16 protein-coding genes are annotated in these 14,557 nt (G+C 62.3%); 4 read left to right on the top strand and 12 right to left on the bottom strand.

The window, feature by feature from the left end; genetic code table 11:
* Positions 1 to 11: 11 nt before the first annotated feature.
* From NITMOv2_RS24980 to NITMOv2_RS08660, 6 genes are all read right to left on the bottom strand, one after another.
* Positions 12 to 305, bottom strand: coding sequence for a type II toxin-antitoxin system RelE/ParE family toxin (locus NITMOv2_RS24980; protein ID WP_053379493.1), 294 nt, complete (start codon positions 303 to 305; stop codon positions 12 to 14).
* Entirely contained in the window at positions 305 to 535 is a 231-nt protein-coding gene (locus tag NITMOv2_RS08680) for an addiction module protein (RefSeq protein WP_053379492.1), read from the bottom strand. Before NITMOv2_RS08680 ends, NITMOv2_RS24980 begins: the two co-directional genes overlap by 1 nt.
* A 110-nt stretch (positions 536 to 645) precedes the next feature.
* Positions 646 to 3,480 carry a type I restriction endonuclease subunit R gene (locus NITMOv2_RS08675; protein ID WP_053379491.1) on the bottom strand — a complete coding sequence of 945 codons (2,835 nt, stop codon included), beginning with the start codon at positions 3,478 to 3,480 and terminating at the stop codon, positions 646 to 648.
* A 164-nt stretch (positions 3,481 to 3,644) separates the two neighbouring features.
* Positions 3,645 to 4,220, bottom strand: a complete 576-nt coding sequence (locus NITMOv2_RS08670; RefSeq protein ID WP_053379490.1) for a hypothetical protein — start codon at positions 4,218 to 4,220, stop codon at positions 3,645 to 3,647.
* Positions 4,221 to 4,223: 3 nt separating this feature from the next.
* Positions 4,224 to 4,595 carry a hypothetical protein gene (locus tag NITMOv2_RS08665; protein ID WP_187299411.1) on the bottom strand — a complete coding sequence of 124 codons (372 nt, stop codon included), beginning with the start codon at positions 4,593 to 4,595 and terminating at the stop codon, positions 4,224 to 4,226.
* An 11-nt stretch (positions 4,596 to 4,606) separates the two neighbouring features.
* Entirely contained in the window at positions 4,607 to 4,978 is a 372-nt protein-coding gene (locus tag NITMOv2_RS08660; protein ID WP_053379489.1) for a hypothetical protein, read from the bottom strand.
* A gap of 226 nt (positions 4,979 to 5,204) precedes the next feature.
* Here NITMOv2_RS08660 and NITMOv2_RS08655 point away from each other — a divergent pair, with 226 nt between their 5' ends.
* From NITMOv2_RS08655 to NITMOv2_RS08645, 3 genes are all read left to right on the top strand, one after another.
* Complete coding sequence (locus tag NITMOv2_RS08655; protein ID WP_053379488.1) at positions 5,205 to 5,705, top strand: hypothetical protein; 501 nt, start codon at positions 5,205 to 5,207, stop codon at positions 5,703 to 5,705.
* Between the two features lie 139 nt (positions 5,706 to 5,844).
* Positions 5,845 to 6,822, top strand: coding sequence for a hypothetical protein (locus NITMOv2_RS08650; protein WP_053379487.1), 978 nt, complete (start codon positions 5,845 to 5,847; stop codon positions 6,820 to 6,822).
* Between the two features lie 119 nt (positions 6,823 to 6,941).
* Positions 6,942 to 8,120 carry a YncE family protein gene (locus NITMOv2_RS08645; RefSeq protein ID WP_053379486.1) on the top strand — a complete coding sequence of 393 codons (1,179 nt, stop codon included), beginning with the start codon at positions 6,942 to 6,944 and terminating at the stop codon, positions 8,118 to 8,120.
* A gap of 238 nt (positions 8,121 to 8,358) precedes the next feature.
* Here the strand turns inward: NITMOv2_RS08645 and NITMOv2_RS08640 are convergent, their stop codons facing one another.
* The 5 genes from NITMOv2_RS08640 to NITMOv2_RS08620 all read right to left on the bottom strand — a co-directional run bounded on the left by NITMOv2_RS08640 (position 8,359) and on the right by NITMOv2_RS08620 (position 13,494).
* Positions 8,359 to 8,958, bottom strand: coding sequence for an OmpA family protein (locus NITMOv2_RS08640; RefSeq protein ID WP_083447878.1), 600 nt, complete (start codon positions 8,956 to 8,958; stop codon positions 8,359 to 8,361).
* 297 nt (positions 8,959 to 9,255) lie between these two features.
* Entirely contained in the window at positions 9,256 to 9,876 is a 621-nt protein-coding gene (locus NITMOv2_RS23845) for a hypothetical protein (protein WP_053379484.1), read from the bottom strand.
* A 282-nt stretch (positions 9,877 to 10,158) separates the two neighbouring features.
* Complete coding sequence (locus tag NITMOv2_RS08630; protein ID WP_053379483.1) at positions 10,159 to 10,800, bottom strand: YajG family lipoprotein; 642 nt, start codon at positions 10,798 to 10,800, stop codon at positions 10,159 to 10,161.
* A gap of 144 nt (positions 10,801 to 10,944) precedes the next feature.
* The gene (locus tag NITMOv2_RS08625; protein WP_053379482.1) at positions 10,945 to 12,003 is read right to left on the bottom strand and encodes a potassium channel family protein; all 1,059 of its coding nucleotides are present in this window, start codon (positions 12,001 to 12,003) and stop codon (positions 10,945 to 10,947) included.
* 207 nt (positions 12,004 to 12,210) lie between these two features.
* Positions 12,211 to 13,494 carry a dicarboxylate/amino acid:cation symporter gene (locus NITMOv2_RS08620; RefSeq protein WP_053379481.1) on the bottom strand — a complete coding sequence of 428 codons (1,284 nt, stop codon included), beginning with the start codon at positions 13,492 to 13,494 and terminating at the stop codon, positions 12,211 to 12,213.
* A gap of 183 nt (positions 13,495 to 13,677) precedes the next feature.
* Between NITMOv2_RS08620 and NITMOv2_RS08615 the strand changes: the two genes are divergently transcribed.
* Entirely contained in the window at positions 13,678 to 14,139 is a 462-nt protein-coding gene (locus tag NITMOv2_RS08615) for a hypothetical protein (RefSeq protein ID WP_145976239.1), read from the top strand.
* Between the two features lie 80 nt (positions 14,140 to 14,219).
* Here the strand turns inward: NITMOv2_RS08615 and NITMOv2_RS08610 are convergent, their stop codons facing one another.
* Positions 14,220 to 14,498 (bottom strand): MoaD/ThiS family protein, encoded by a 279-nt coding sequence (locus NITMOv2_RS08610; RefSeq protein ID WP_053379479.1) that lies wholly within the window; start codon positions 14,496 to 14,498, stop codon positions 14,220 to 14,222.
* Positions 14,499 to 14,557 lie beyond the last annotated feature (59 nt).

Below are 14,557 nucleotides of genomic sequence, written 5' to 3'. Positions count from 1 at the left end.
AGAGACACGACTCATCGCGATCGTGCCTTCCAATACCCTGGCTCTCGCTTCAGGTGCATGATCGCGAGGATTTCGACTGTCTCTGATTTCATCCGATAGATGACCCCATATGGGAAGCGAGGGAGCCTGCACTTGTGGATAGCGCCCTCAACCTTCGGATACATCTGGGGGCGACGGCTGATTCTCTGGAGGGCATCTTCCAGGATGTCGAGAAAACGTCGGTCAAGACCCGGTTGCCTTGCCCCGTAAAAGCTCGCTGCCTCGTCCGCCTCGATTCGAGCTTCCCCATGCCACCGGACCCGCATCAGGCGTGCTTCTTCCGCAGTTCAGCCATCACTGTCTCAGAGTCGATCAACTCCACTTCCCCGCGATCGATCTGATCACAGCGCCGTTGAATCTCCTCCCGCCACGCCTGCGAAATCTCAAAGTCCTCCTCGAAGTCGAGGCTCTCCAAGAGAGTTTCGGCAATCATGGCACGGGCGCCAGGCTCCAACTGCATAGCCTCTTCCAGAATCTTCTTTGCATTAGCCTTCATGGTGCATCCTCCTCCATGTCCGCAGGCTCACACGCCATTCCAAACCTCGTCGGCCTGGCTGTCCCACACGTGGCGCATCGCCGGTTCCTGCGCCCGCTTCAGTCCTCTCCTTAGGCCACCAGGGCCACGTTCAGCGCATCTATTATGGGCTGCAGGCCTTCTGGAAACAATCGATGGGCCTTGCCCAATCCGCCTTCTTGGGCAAACGGCGCGTACTCGAAATCGTCCGGGCCTATGGCGAGGTTCGCGGCGACGTGATCGCGGATCATTTCGAGCCAATGGATTTGTTCCTGGGTGAACCGCAGCCCCTCACCCTTGCCCTCTCCCATGAGGGGCGAAGGAATGCTTTGTTGCTGAGCGAGCCAGGCATTGAAGTTGGCGTTGACCCGCTCGGGAAACGGCACCAGCTCGTTGTCCTGGTGGATGGCGAAGCGGACGAGCGAAACCAGGTCCGTCAGGATGCGTTTGCCGCTTGCGCCTTTGACCTTCGACTTCTCCAGCGCCGCGTAGGCTTGCCAGAGTTGGGATTCATTCCAGAGATAGGGCGGTTTCTCGATGGCGTCGGCCAGTTCCTTGATGTTCTCGAACGTGAGGCGCTGTTTGTAGGGCTTGCTGTAGAGGACTTGCAGTGCGGTGATCTCGTCCTTGTGCTGCTTGATGAACTGTTCGAACGACTGCACGATGGTCCTGGCGCGAGCCAACGCCTCGGCGCTGAAGCCTGCTTCGATGACTTGATCCTGGCTCACGTGGTCGATGACGAGTTCGTTCTTCTTCTTGATGTCGATGAGCAATTCGCGCAGCTTCGGGTCTTGGAACGGCTTGGCTGCTTCTTGACGGGCTCGTTTGGAACCCCCCTCACCCCTGCCCTCTCCCGCAAGGGGCGAGGGGGGATACTTGTCAGGATCAAGCGATTCGACGATCCGACGAGCCAAGTCTCTAATCGTGAGACCGCCGCTGACTTGGACGATGGCCTGGTCGTCTTGCTTCGTGATGCGGTGCTCCATGCGGGCCAACCGGCCTGCGATGCTGGTGAGCACATCTTCTTCGGTATTGCCCAAGGCCACGGCTTGCAGCAGCTTGTCGAACGAGACTCTCGGCTTCTTTTCCATCGGCCTGGCGTCGGTCTTGTCCTGCTCGCAGACGCCCACGGCATCGACGATGACGAAGTGGTCCTTGCTCGGGGCATCGGGCGTGACGCTCTTCAAGTCATCGGCCTTGATGACCCGGACGCCTCTCCCCTTCATCTGCTCGAAGAAGGTCCGGGATTTGACGGCGCGCATGAAGAGGACAATCTCGACCGGCTTGATGTCGGTGCCGGTCGCGATCATGTCTACTGTGACGGCGATGCGGGGTAATGGAGAGACGCGGAAGGCCTTGATGAGTTCCTTCGGATCGGCGCCGGTGGTGCGATAGGTGATCTTCTGGGCGAAGTCGTTCCCCTTGCCGAATTCCTCGCGCACGATCTTCACGATGTCCTCGGCGTGCGAATCGTCCTTGGCGAAGATCAGTGTCTTTGGCACCCAGGTGCGGCCGGGGAAGATCTCGGTGAAGAGCTTGTCTTTGAATGTCTTGATGATGGTGCGGATCTGGTCCGGGGCCACTACGTCCCGATCGAGTTGATCGGGGTCGTAGGCGAAGTCGTCGTCGAGCTGTTCCCAGCGCGTGGCGCGGCTCTCGCGGTCGCGCTTTTCCACATAGAAGCCTGAATCCACCATCGAGCCGGCCTGCGTGATGGCGGTGCGGATGCGGTACACGTCGTAATTCACGTTCACGCCGTCGGCCACGGCCTGCTCGTGGTTGTATTCCATGACCAGGTTTTGGTTGAAGAACCCGAAGGTCTGCTTGTTCGGCGTGGCGGTGAGGCCGATCAGGTAGGCATCGAAGTATTCGAGCACCTGCGCCCAGAGATTGTAGATGGACCGGTGGCATTCGTCCGTCACAATGACGTCGAAGGTTTCGATAGGGATGGCCGGGTTGTATTCGATGGGGTCCGGTTTCTTGAAGAGCAGTTCCAGGCCGGAGACCGATGCCTCTTCGTCCTCTTCCGCCAACTCCTTTCCCTTGAGCATGGAATACAGCCGTTGGATCGTCCCGATGCAGACGCGGGCCGTGGTATCGAATTTATTATTCGTGAGCCGCTGGACGATGAACTCTTCGGTGAACTTGAAGTTATTGTACGGCGAGACGTACTGCTGAAATTCCTTCAACGTCTGGTCGCCCAGGTTCCCCCGATCGACGAGAAAGAGAACTCGCCTGGCTCCGCCAAATTTGACGAGGCGATAGATGAAGTTGATCGCCGTGAAGGTCTTGCCGCTGCCGGTCGCCATTTGAATCAGCGCACGCGGCCGATCCTGAGCCAATGACGTTTCGAGGTTCGCGATGGCGGTGACTTGCGCCGGCCAAAGTCCTTCGGTCTTCAGCGGAGGAAGTTGGCGAAGGAGGCTTCGCAGTGTGTTCAACTTTCGATAGGGCGGCTCGCGAAGAGCGGCCTTTAGGTGTTGTGCCGGTTGTTCATTTAATCCGGCTTGATCGAGCCACACGGCCAATGTCGCAGGTTGATGAAAGGCAAAGACACCGCGACTCCGCGGCTCCGGGTCCAATCCGTTGGTAAAGCGGGTTTCGATGCCGGTGCTCTGATACAGGAACGGCAACGGCCGGAGATACGCGGGCAATGTGGGTGGCAAGCCTTCACTATACTTGGCCGCCTGGACCTCCACGCCGACCAGTGGAAAGCCTTCTCTCTTGGCTTCCACCACTCCGGCAGCCTTGCCGTCTATGTAGAGGAGATAGTCCGCGAAGCCGTGCCCACTGCCAAGAGGAAAGTTCCGCAGGGCGACGCCGCGACCCGCGTTGAGATTTGCCGCCTTCGTGTCCTGCACCTTCCAGCCGGCTGACTCCAATGCCAGGTCGATCTTCTCGCGCGCTTTGTCTTCGGGAGTCGGCATACCCCAAGCCTCTTCCGAACGAGAACCGGCCGGCCGCAAATAATCGCGGAAAGGCTTACCGATTTCTCGCAAAGAAAGCAATCCTTCCGAAGGTGGGCCTGTATGGGTCTGTCTGGTGCGCCGTTGGTCTGGTCTATCTGGTTGGTCTGGTTGAACCAGCAAGCTTAAGGGAAAGAAAAGCCCTCCTCGACCGTTATGCTTTTCAGAAACAAGGCCTGTTCCAGCGTGCGGAAGAATCGTTGGTACGGGAGCGGATCTTCGACGGCTCTCAGATAGAACTGCGCGCTGGCGCGGACGACGAGTTGGGTGTCGCCGCGAGGGCGGACGGTAACGGTGAACCGGACCAGGTTGTTCCGGTGGTGGAAGGGCCCCCACGAACGGTAGTTCCGCGTCAAAAAGAGCAGCGTGTCGGGCTGATAGAGCAGATAGGACGGATCGATCCCGTAGACCTCTTCGTTCTCCACGAATTTCTTTCCCGACACGATTCCCAACTGTTCATCCAAAACTTCAACCTTGAAGTCCAAATCCTGCATGGTATCGATGATCGCCCGCAGTAGGCGTGGGCGGTCGGTCGTCTCGAAAACGCGGCTTTGGGCGGCGCGCAGCTTCACCTGGCTCTGCTCCGATAACCAGATTTGATCCCGGGCGTCCCACTGGTTCTCATGCCGCATCTCGTAGGGCGTGGGGCAGCCTTGGAGGAAGAGGAGGCTCAGGCTGAGGCTGAGGCTGAGACGGCGCATGGCTTACGACTTCGTGACGAAGAGCGACCGCTCCAGCGTGGCGAAGAAGTTCTGGTAGATCTTTGGGTCCTCGATGGGCTTGTTGTTGTAGATGGCGTTGGCCCGGACCATGAGGTGCCCCGGATTTTCTTCCCGGACGGTGACCGTGACGCTCACGACGTCGTAGTAGTTCGGCTCGGCGAAGCGCGCGGCGGTCACGAGGCCCAGCGATTCGTTGGCCCGTTCGATGATGAACCCAAGGTCTTGCAGCGCCGCGATGACGCCCCGGATGGCCGCGGCCCGGTCCTTGATCTCGAACGAACGCGTCTGGGCGCTGCGGATTTTCAGTTGCGCCTCCGTCGGCGCCAGCAATCCCGCCCCTTTCCATCCGTTCATGATCCCTCGTGCTACAACGTGAAGGCTTCGAGAAAGACCGCTTTCGATAGTTTGGCAAAAAATTGCTGGTACAGGACCGGGTCCTTGAGCATCTCCATATATTGGCTGCCCGGCGGAATCGTGTTCTCGCTGGCGATCCCTTCGCCCTGCCAGACGGCCCGATAAAACGTGATGCGCACTTCGTGGCGCGTGCCTTCCTGGTTCAACGGACGGGCAATGAGCGCGGCGGCGATCTTCTGATGGATGTCCACCGGCAGGATGATGGGGCCGGCTCGGAACAACGCGAGCGGGGTGATCAAACCCACGAGCGCCCGCCGGATGTCCTGCCCGTACTCCCGCGCGCTGCGCTCCTTGGTCGCGCGCAGGAACCCGACCTCCCGCACGCTCTCCTCGACCTGAAAGCCGAGATCCTGGAGGCTTACCGTGTTGAGCGCGAGAAATCAACTGCGTCCCAGGCAATGTGCGGCTGTGTGGGTTCGCCGGAAGGAGTACCGGCATTCCGGCCAAAAGAATGACCAGATAATTTCGGGCTCGCCCTCCGTCAAGATCTTGAACCCCCTAGCCTCCCGGATTATCTACGCGTCCGCGAACGAAAGGAGGTGCAGACCTATGGCTGACAACAAATTCCTGATGGCGGCTCTGCTGATCGGCGCCGTGCTCGCCGCGCCGCTGCTGGCCGCGACCGACGCCTATGCCGATCACGTGCAGTTGAACGGCATGGTCGCCAAGATCCAGTCCGACGTGGTGTTTGCGAAAACGCCGTGGGGCATGCGGATCATCGGCACCAAGAAGCAACTCGGTGATCTGGGCGTGGGCGACCGCGTGACGATTCTCGTCAACGAGGACAACAGCGTGGTGGACGTGCACAAGGAGGGCGCGCCGGCGCCCCGGCATACGGTGCTGAACGGCCATCTGCTGGCGAGCACGCCGGTGAAGAACGAGATCCGCCTCTGGACGGCGGAGGGGAAGAAAGTCTTACCGGTCTCCACCACGGCGATCGCCCGGTTCAACGCCATTCCGGTGGGGTCTCCCATCACGGTGGAGTTGAACGAACGCGGCCAGATCATTGACGTGCGGAAGATGATCGTGGCCGTCGATCGCCACGCCTGACGCATCACGAGGCGCCGCTCCCGCGGCGCCTCGCGCCGTTTACGGCTTTATACCTTCAGATCGAGACGAATGACATTCACATTGTCAGATGTCGGGGGGCCGGGTATCATCCTAGGATATTTCTCCATGAGAGGTCTGAGTGCGCATTCCGGCGGGATGGGCGGGCGTCATGTGCGCGGCGCTGCTGGCGATTTGGCCGGCCGGGCCGGCGGCGGCCGAGCCGCCCGCGCCGTCGGTCCATTGGGGGGCGCTCGCCTATCCCGATCAGGTCAACACCCTCTCGATCGGGTACACCGGCAATCGCTTCACGCAGTTCAACGGCGAGAGGGACCAGTTCAACCGCATCTCGGAGACGATGGGGTTCAACTTCGGCTCGGTGAGCTGGACACAGCATTGGAGGTGCCTGGACGGATTGAGCACCAACCTGACGATCGGGGCCGGACCGACCGGCGAGCAGCCGACCCGCTATCTGCAAAACGAATTCGTCCATGACGCCGTCTACGGCATTCCCAAAGTGCCGGTGGGCCGCACGCGCGACGAGTTCGACGTCATGGCCAGCGCCTCGGCGACCTATTGGCTGCCCGTGCCGTCCGTCCCCCGCGTCTTCTTCCTCGGCGGCGGTTTTTCGCACGGCAGTCTCTATACCGAAGGGTTCGCGCGGGCCGGCTTTCGGCGGCTGCCGATCGGTTGCGCGCTCGCCGGCCGACCGAGCTGCGAGGCGTCCGAGGCCGGGGACTGGTGGCTCGGACAGTTGGTGAAGGGCTTCCGTCTCTCGGCGATGGGCCGCTTCGGCGGCATCCGTTCGGCGGCGGCCTTTCCCGAAGGCACGGTCAGCTCCCAGTCCTATCTCGGGCAAGCCTCGCTGAGCTGGGGCGTCTACGATCCGGAGGGCGGCGAGCCGTTCTTCGAGGTGGAAGGCGGCGTCACGATCGATTCGGGGCTCTTCACCAGTGCGCGCGGGTCCACCCTGGAGCAGCGGTTCTGGTCCCTGGGATTCCGTGTCCGCAACTTTTCGTTCGAAACGTGGAATGATCAGCTGAACCGCCAGGACTTCGGCCCGACCTACGGCCTGCGCGTCACCTACAATCTCTACCCGCACCTCTTCGCCGGGCGCTGAGCGCCCGCGCGCTACGGTGTCTTGCCGCCTCGACCGCCAAGCCAAGGCCTCTCCCGGTTGCCCAAGCCGGCGAAGAGGAGTACGGTTCTCCGATAGCCATCTCACCAAGGAGGGGTCCCATGCCTGCCCGCCGGCTCTTCGCCTTGACGTTGGTCTTCGTTCTCTCGTCCGCTTCGCTTGCCGCCGCGGAGATGCTCGCGCTGTTGAACTATGAGAGTAAGCCGGGCCAGCCGGTGCGGCGCGAAGGCATCGCCATCATGGACATCGATCCGCAATCGGCCGACTTCGGGAAGATTCTGATGGAGATTCCCCTGCCGCCCGATCTCGTCGCCCACCACATCTTTTTCAACCGCGATCGCACGAAGGCCTACGTGACGGCCCTCGGGAAAAGCATTCTGCACGCGGTCGATCTCACCAAGTTCCCCTACAGGTTGCGCGCCATCGATGTGCCGGACTGCAAGGTCGGCGAGGATCTGGTCGTGTCGGAGGACAACAGGACCTGGTTCCTCACCTGCATGGGTTCGAGCACCGTCATTATGGGTGATGCCGTGAGGGACACGCCGCTCAAGACCCTGAGCTCGTCAGATCCGGCCGCCTTCGTGCTCTATCCGCATGGGATCGCCATTCACAACGGCATCGACCGGGTGCTGGTCACCAGCACGGTCAAGCCCGATATGTCCGAGCAAGGCGAGACGGTCTCGGTGCTGGAGGCCAGCACGGGCACGGTGCTCTCGACGCACAAACTTTCATCGAAGCCGTCGGCGAAATCCGCGCCGGTCGAAATCATGTTCGCGCCAAATGCCGATCCACCGGTCGTGCATATCACCAACATGCTGGAGGCGACCCTGTGGGCCGGCGTGTGGGACCCGAGGACCAAGACCTTTTCCTTCTATCAGGTGGACGATTTCGGCCCGCGCGGGCAGGGGATGCCGTTAGAGATGCTCTACAACGCCAAGGGGGATCGGTTGTTCGTCACGACGGCCAAGCCGGGATTCGTGAACCTCTACGACAACGCCGACCCGCTACAGCCGAAGTTCCTCAAGGCTATCCCCGCCGCCCCGGGCGCGCACCATACGGTGTTGTCTCCCGACGAGCGGTATCTGTTCGTGCAGAACAGCCTGCTCAACCTGGACGGCATGAGCGACGGCTCGATCACGGTGATCGACTTGTCCAAGGGCGGGCAGGTGCTCGGGAGCATCGACACCCTGAAGGCGCAGGGATTCAACCCGAACTGCATCATGCTGCTCCCGAATCACTTCCAACAGGCCGGCCAGCGCGCAAGCCGAACGGCGGAGTGAGAAGAAGCGGGACGAGGAGAGCGGTCTATCCGGTTTGTCTGGTTATCTGGTTTGTTTGGTTCATCTGGCACCAGACAAACCAAACAAACCGACAACCAGACTAACCGCTTTCACCGTGTGACCGGCCGGAGACAGAAGGGGCACTTCTCCGGCGGTCGGTCCGTGAGGTAGCGGCGGGCGCAGGCCGGACATTCCCAGACGGTCTGCCCGCGCGGCTGATTCGTGCTTTCTTGGTCGCTCACGGCCTCACCACGAGATGGCCGCGGCGGTTTTGCTGGTAGCAGGATTCGGAGCGCTCGCGGCAGAACGGCCGCTCTTTGCCGTAGGAGACGACCGTCACGCGGTCTTTGGTGATCCCGAGCTCCAGCAGGTAATTCCGCACCGCCTTCGCCCGCTTTTCCGCCAGAATGAAATTATAGCCGGAGCTGCCCCGCTCGTCGCAGTGGCCCTCGACTTTGAGCTGCGCTTGCCGATGCGCCCGCAGCCACTCGGCATCCCGCGCCAGCGCCTGCCGCCCCTCTTCGCTGATCGTCCAACTGTCGTAGCCGAAAAACACGTCGCGGAGGCCGGCCGCGGCGGTGGCCGTTTGCTCCACCTTCGCTTCTTCCTGCTGCCGCATCCGCTCGGCCGGGTCTACTTTCGCGGCCGCGATGACCGGCGCCACCCGCTCGGTGCCGGGAGGCAGGTCGCTCTCGGCGATGTACGGAGCTTGCTCGCGCGGCGCGGAGGTTCCCGTCTCCCCGCCCGACTTGACCGCTTTATTTGCGCAGCCGGCGGCGCCCCACAAGACGACCGCGCCGATCGCCAGGATGCCGACCATCCGAACATGACTGTTCATGAATATCCCCTCCTTGTGACGTCACGCGCACTCGCGTGGCGCGGGAGTGTAGCAAGGAGACGGGACTGGAGCAAGGACGCGAGGAAAAAACGACACGGTCGCGGTCGGTGAGATGGACGAGGCGGAGGTGCCAGGAAGGCGCCGGAGGCCGGCGCCTTCCGCTCCCGCGGCGTCGGCCGTTACGTGCCGATGCCCACCAGCCAGAGCAGCACGATGAGGCTGAGGGGCACGCCCAGCAGCCATAGAATCACATAGACCATGGGGATCTCCTTTCTTATTTCCTATGCACGGCTTCCCTTAGGCGGCTTGCCGCAATTCCGGCTTGGCGCGTTGCGCCGTGACGGTCATCGGTTCGCCGGAGGCGAACCAGCCGCCGATCACCGCGCCGATCAGTCCGATCAGCAACGCCGTCATCGCGCCGAGGGCCGAGTTCCTGGCCGCTATCGCGGCATCGGGATCCGCGGTCGCGGCGGAGCCCGACGCCCAGACCGGCGTGCCGGCGAGGCCGCCGTACCAGCCGCCGAAGAAACCGCCGGCGCCGAGCGCGGCGAAGACCAGCAGCAGCGGCAGCGCGACCAGCCAGACGATGCTGCCCTGAAGCGACGCGGTTTCGGCCCGCCGCAGACCCGCGATAGTAGCCGCCACCCAGCCGCCGATGACGAAGGAAAAGAAGGCGCCGGCGACACTGAAGACCAGCCCGGCGAACGTGATGTCGCTCATCCGGACGGCCTGCTTCCCGACTTGATGCGCGCCGACCGCGATGCCGATCAACCCGAACAGGAGTACCGCGGCGATCGACGCCAGCGCGCCGACCCAGATGGCACCCCAATACAGCGGCCAGGCTTTGCTGTTCGCGGCGCCCGGCGCGATGACGAGATTGTGCTCCTCGATATAGACATCAGGCGTGCTCGTTGGCATAACGCCTCCTTGTAAAGTGACTCAAACCCTGAAATGCAAAGAGAGGACCAGCCCCAAACCGGACCGCGAGACCGCCAAGTCGCGATGCTGCTTGGAGTTGTATCGGTGCCGATTCAGGAGTCCGTCTAGAGGCGGGACAAGTTGTCCGAACGAGACAGGCGGTCCACCGGAAGGAACCCTGAAACCGTTTGTTTGGTTTGTCTGGTGTGTTTGGCTGTCTGGTAGGCATCGGCTCAGCGCACCAGAGAAACCAGACAAACCACTAAACCAAACAAGCCAAAGTTATCGCGAGGCGATGGCCCGCACGGTCCGGTCTTGGAGAATCTTCTTCTGAATTTGCTCCACGGCTTCCGACAAGGCGCGGTTCAAGCGCGCGCCAGGCGGCACTTCTTTGGTGGGGTTGAAGGTCTCGTCGAACGACGACTGTCCGCGATAGGTTCCCACGACCTCGCCGTCCGGCTTCAGCAGATACACCGTGAGGTCGGCTTCCCCGCTGCTGACGTGCGTCTTCATCTCCAACGCGCCGGCCACTTGCCCCACACCCGGGATTTTCGTCCAGAGGCGCGGCCGGTTGTGCTCGTGCAGCGCGTTGATACGGCCGGAGAGAATCAGATCCGGTTGCGGATCGAATCGCGTGACCCGCGAGAACAGGCCGGCCTGCGCGAGCTCCGTGAACAATTCCTCTTCCACCTGCTCGGCGAGCTCCGTGGGCGCCACCCGCTTGGCATCGGGAGCCTCGAGGCCGAACGTCTTCTTGCCCGACATCAAGGCGGGCGCCGCGTAGAGATCGTGCATTTCGACGGTCGCGTCGATGATCGGCCCGCTCCGGGTGAGCGTGAGGTCCGGCTGGTACGCCGGCCCGCCGCACCCGGCCGCCAGGGCCGCGAGAACAAGAGTCGATCGTATGCCGCGTGTCGCTCGCATGGTATTGTATCGGTCTACGTCTGCGAGACCATGCTACAGGCATTGAGGGCAAACCCCTGCCTGGGAAGGTCCCTAGCAGTAGAGTGAGGGTTGTTTGTTTGTTTGTTTGTTTGTTTGTTTGGTTTGTTTGTTTGGTTTGTTTGGTTAGGCTGCCCGGTCTGAGGCAGTGGCGTCCGGAGTGGATTTCAACACGAGGAGAATGTCGCCGGTTTCCATCTTCTCACCTTCCTGGAGGTCCCAGAAGTGGATGACGGAACCACGGCGATAGAGGCGGAGCAGGATGTCCGGTTTCAGGGCCGACGCGGTCCGCCCGATCTCCTCCGGCTCGACGGGACGTTCGATGAGATTGACCCGGCCGCCCGCCGTGAGCAGGTCCTGCACATATTCCGTGAAATGCGGATGGCCTACTGCGGCGGCGAGCAGATAGCCGCCGAAGGTCGAAGGCGAAATGATGGCGCTCGCGCCCCCCTGCCGGAACAGCTTGACGTTTTCCTCCTCGACCGCGCTGACCAAAATCTCGACCGTGGGATTCAAGTGCCGCGCCGTGAGCAGCACGAGCGCGTTGGCATCGTCCCGGCCTGTCGCGATGATCACGGCCCGCGCGCGCTGAATCATCGCGTGCTGCAGCATGGCTTCCTGCGTAGCGTCTCCCCGAAAGGCGATCAGACCCAACTCCAGCGCCGCGCGGACGCGCTCTTCCCCGCGATCGATCACGGCGATGCGGTCGGGCTCGGCGCCTTTGGCCAGCAGCTCCTTGGCCGCCGACCAGCCGGTGTAGCCGAACCCGCAGACGATGATATGGTCGCGCAGCGCCGCCTGTACCTTGGCCATACGGTAGCCCTCCATATATTGGCGCACGACGAGTTGATAGGCCGTGCCCAGAAATAGAAACCAGATGACGAGCCGGATCGGCGTGACGAAGACGGCGTCGAGCAGCCGGGCCCGCGGCGTGACCGGCACGATGTCTCCATATCCCACGGTCGTGACCGTCACCATCGCGAAATAGAGCACGTCGACCGCCGTCATGTGATCGTCCTGATTGTCCTTCAGCCCGTCGCGTTCAAGCCACAACACCAGGAAGACAAGCGCGAAGAGCGCCAGCACCAGCGCGATGCGGAACAACAACGTTCGCCCCGGCTTCAAGTCGGCGCGGGTGAATAGGATTTGATCGGCGGCACTTCGCGGCGAGCGGACGGTTCGCATGAAGCAGCCCGAGATCGGTGCAACGCTGGTTTTATGATACCGATCGCGCGGTGGGCTGGTCTATCGGGTTGGTTTGGTCTATTCCGGTCTGTCTCGTCTATGTGGTCTGTCTGGTGCGCAGTGCGAGAGAAGAGAACCGGGGTCGTGAAACCGTGACTGGTCGGCTCAGACGAGATAGAGAAGATAGACCAGAGAGACCAGACAGACTTACTTGCTCCGCTTCACGTCCAACAAAATCGCGACCAGCATGTCGCTCATCACGTTCACGCCGGAGCGGGCGCGGGCGATGATCCAATCGACCGTCATGATCAAGGGGATGGCGGCGACGATGACTTGGTCCGGAAGCCCGGCGGTGGAGAGCACCAGCGGCAGCACGATCAAGCCGGCCTCGGGGATGCCGGCGACGCCCGCGCCCGCGACGATCGACGCCAAGACGATCAGAAGCTGCTTCGCCAGCGGCAGGTCGAAGCCCAGCGCCTGCGCCAGAAAGAGCGCGGCCATCGCTTCGTAGAGCGTGATGCCGTCGTTGTTCAGGTTCGTGCCGACGCAGGCCGCGAGGCGGGACGATTCGGGCGAGACCCGCATGCGGTCCAGACAGCGCAGCGTGACCGGCACCGTGGCGAGGCTGCTGTTGCAGGAGACCGCCGTCATGATCGCGTCGGCTCCCTGGCCGACGTAGACTTTCGGGGACCGCCCGCCCAGGAGCCAGGCGACGGCCGGATAGTAGACGAGCGCATGCAGCGCCAGCCCCAGCACCATCGCGGCGAGGAAGATCCACAAGACGGAAAAGACCGCGATCCCCGATTTGCCGACGACCTGCGCGATCACACCGAACACGGCGAAGGGCACGAGCAGAATGATCCAATCGAGCAGGCTCACGAGCAGACGATAGAGGCGTTCGATTCCCCGGACGGCCGCCGCCACGGGATTCTTGTCCGTCGCCGTCCGCCTCGCCCGCCGCAGCAGCGCGCCGAGGACCAGCGCCAGGGCGACGACGCCGATGACGTTATTGCTCGAGAAGGGCGCGGCCAGACCGCGCAACAGGCCTGAAAAGAGAAATTGGAACGGACCCTGCGAACCGGTCTGCTCGGGGCCCAGCGCGCCGGCCGGCTTATACCCCGGCACGACGTGCAGCAACTCCTCCACATGGCCCTGCCAGGCCAGACCGGGCTTCCAGCTGTTCATGATCGCCAGACCGATCGCCATGGCGACCGTCACGTTGACGAGACAGATGAGCACCAGTTTCGTCCCTTGGCGCAGCGGCAGGCTGGTGCGGATGAAGGAATCCAGAATGGCGAAGAAGATGAGCGGAATGGCGAGCGCCCGGAGCAGCGTGACGAGCACCAGCCCCGCCTGACCCAAGTGCTCGTTTTTGAGGCCGCCGAGATAGGCCTCCTGCCCGAACAGTATCCCGAAGGCCGCGCCGCAGGCCACCGCAAGTAACACTTGCTGATAGAGCGGCGGCGGAAACCACCCGGCGGAGTTCTTCATCAGGCGATGGCGAGCGTCATGCGTCGGTTTGTCGCAGGAGGCTTATAACACAGTCTGGTTTGTTTCGTGCGACGGTTTCTCTGGTTATAACCACCTTTGCTTCCCCCCTAGGCCCCTTCCGAGCCGCGCTTGGGACGGCAATTGGATAGACTCGACGATCTTACTCCGCCGAAAGGAGGTTCTATGACACGGATGTGGATAGGAACAGCGGTGGTGGTGTTCGGATTGCTCGCGCTCGGCTCGGAGCAAGGCGGCGCGGCGACGGAACCGCCCACGATGCAGAGCGGCGGCGGGCAGAGCCCGATCACCGGCGGCCGTCCCGACGAGCAGACGCCGCAGCTCGGCACCGGCAACCGCGGCACGGGCCAACAGGGCGGGAGCCTGATCGATCCCGGGAAAGTCCGCTCCACCCCGAGCGGTCCGGGCCAGATCGTCGGCCGGCTGCTGGCCATTCAAGACGGCATCTACATCGTGCGCAAGGTGGACGGGCAGGAAGTGGCCCTCAGGCCGGATCGGAACACGGAACTCGAATCGACGGTCCGCATCGGGGGCCGAGTGGTGGCGCAGCTGGACAACACCGGCACGCTCGCCCACCTGAAGCCGGCGCCGACCTTGGAAGAGATGGAGCGGGACATCACGCGGTGACTCCCGGATGCTTGGTTGTCGCCGGTTTGTTTGGTTTGTCTGGTTTGTTTGGTTAGAGGGAGAGAAGCGATTTAAACCTCTCAAATGGGAATGTCCCGCGTGCCGTCGTAGGAGGTGCGCGATTGGTGCGCGAATTTCACGGTGTCGCCGTCTTTCACCGGCGAATCTTCGGTGCCGATCTTCTTGTTGACCGTGATCAGCGCTTCACGGCTGACGATGAACCGCAGCAGGCCGCCGAGCTGGTCCGGATTCGCCTCGATGAGCTTCTTCACCGTCGTCGGCGCAGCCAGGTCGACTTCGATCTGACTCTCCCCGACCGCATCCCGCAACGTATTGCCGAGCACGAGCACCGTGACCATGGAACCCTCGTCAGTCTGGTTTGTCTGGTTTGTCTGGTTTGTTTGGTTCGTTGTTTGAG

Origin of the sequence: Nitrospira moscoviensis (assembly GCF_001273775.1) — a bacterium.
GTDB classification, from domain to species: Bacteria; Nitrospirota; Nitrospiria; order Nitrospirales; family Nitrospiraceae; genus Nitrospira_D; species Nitrospira_D moscoviensis.
This window is presented reverse-complemented; position numbering and strand designations above follow the sequence as displayed.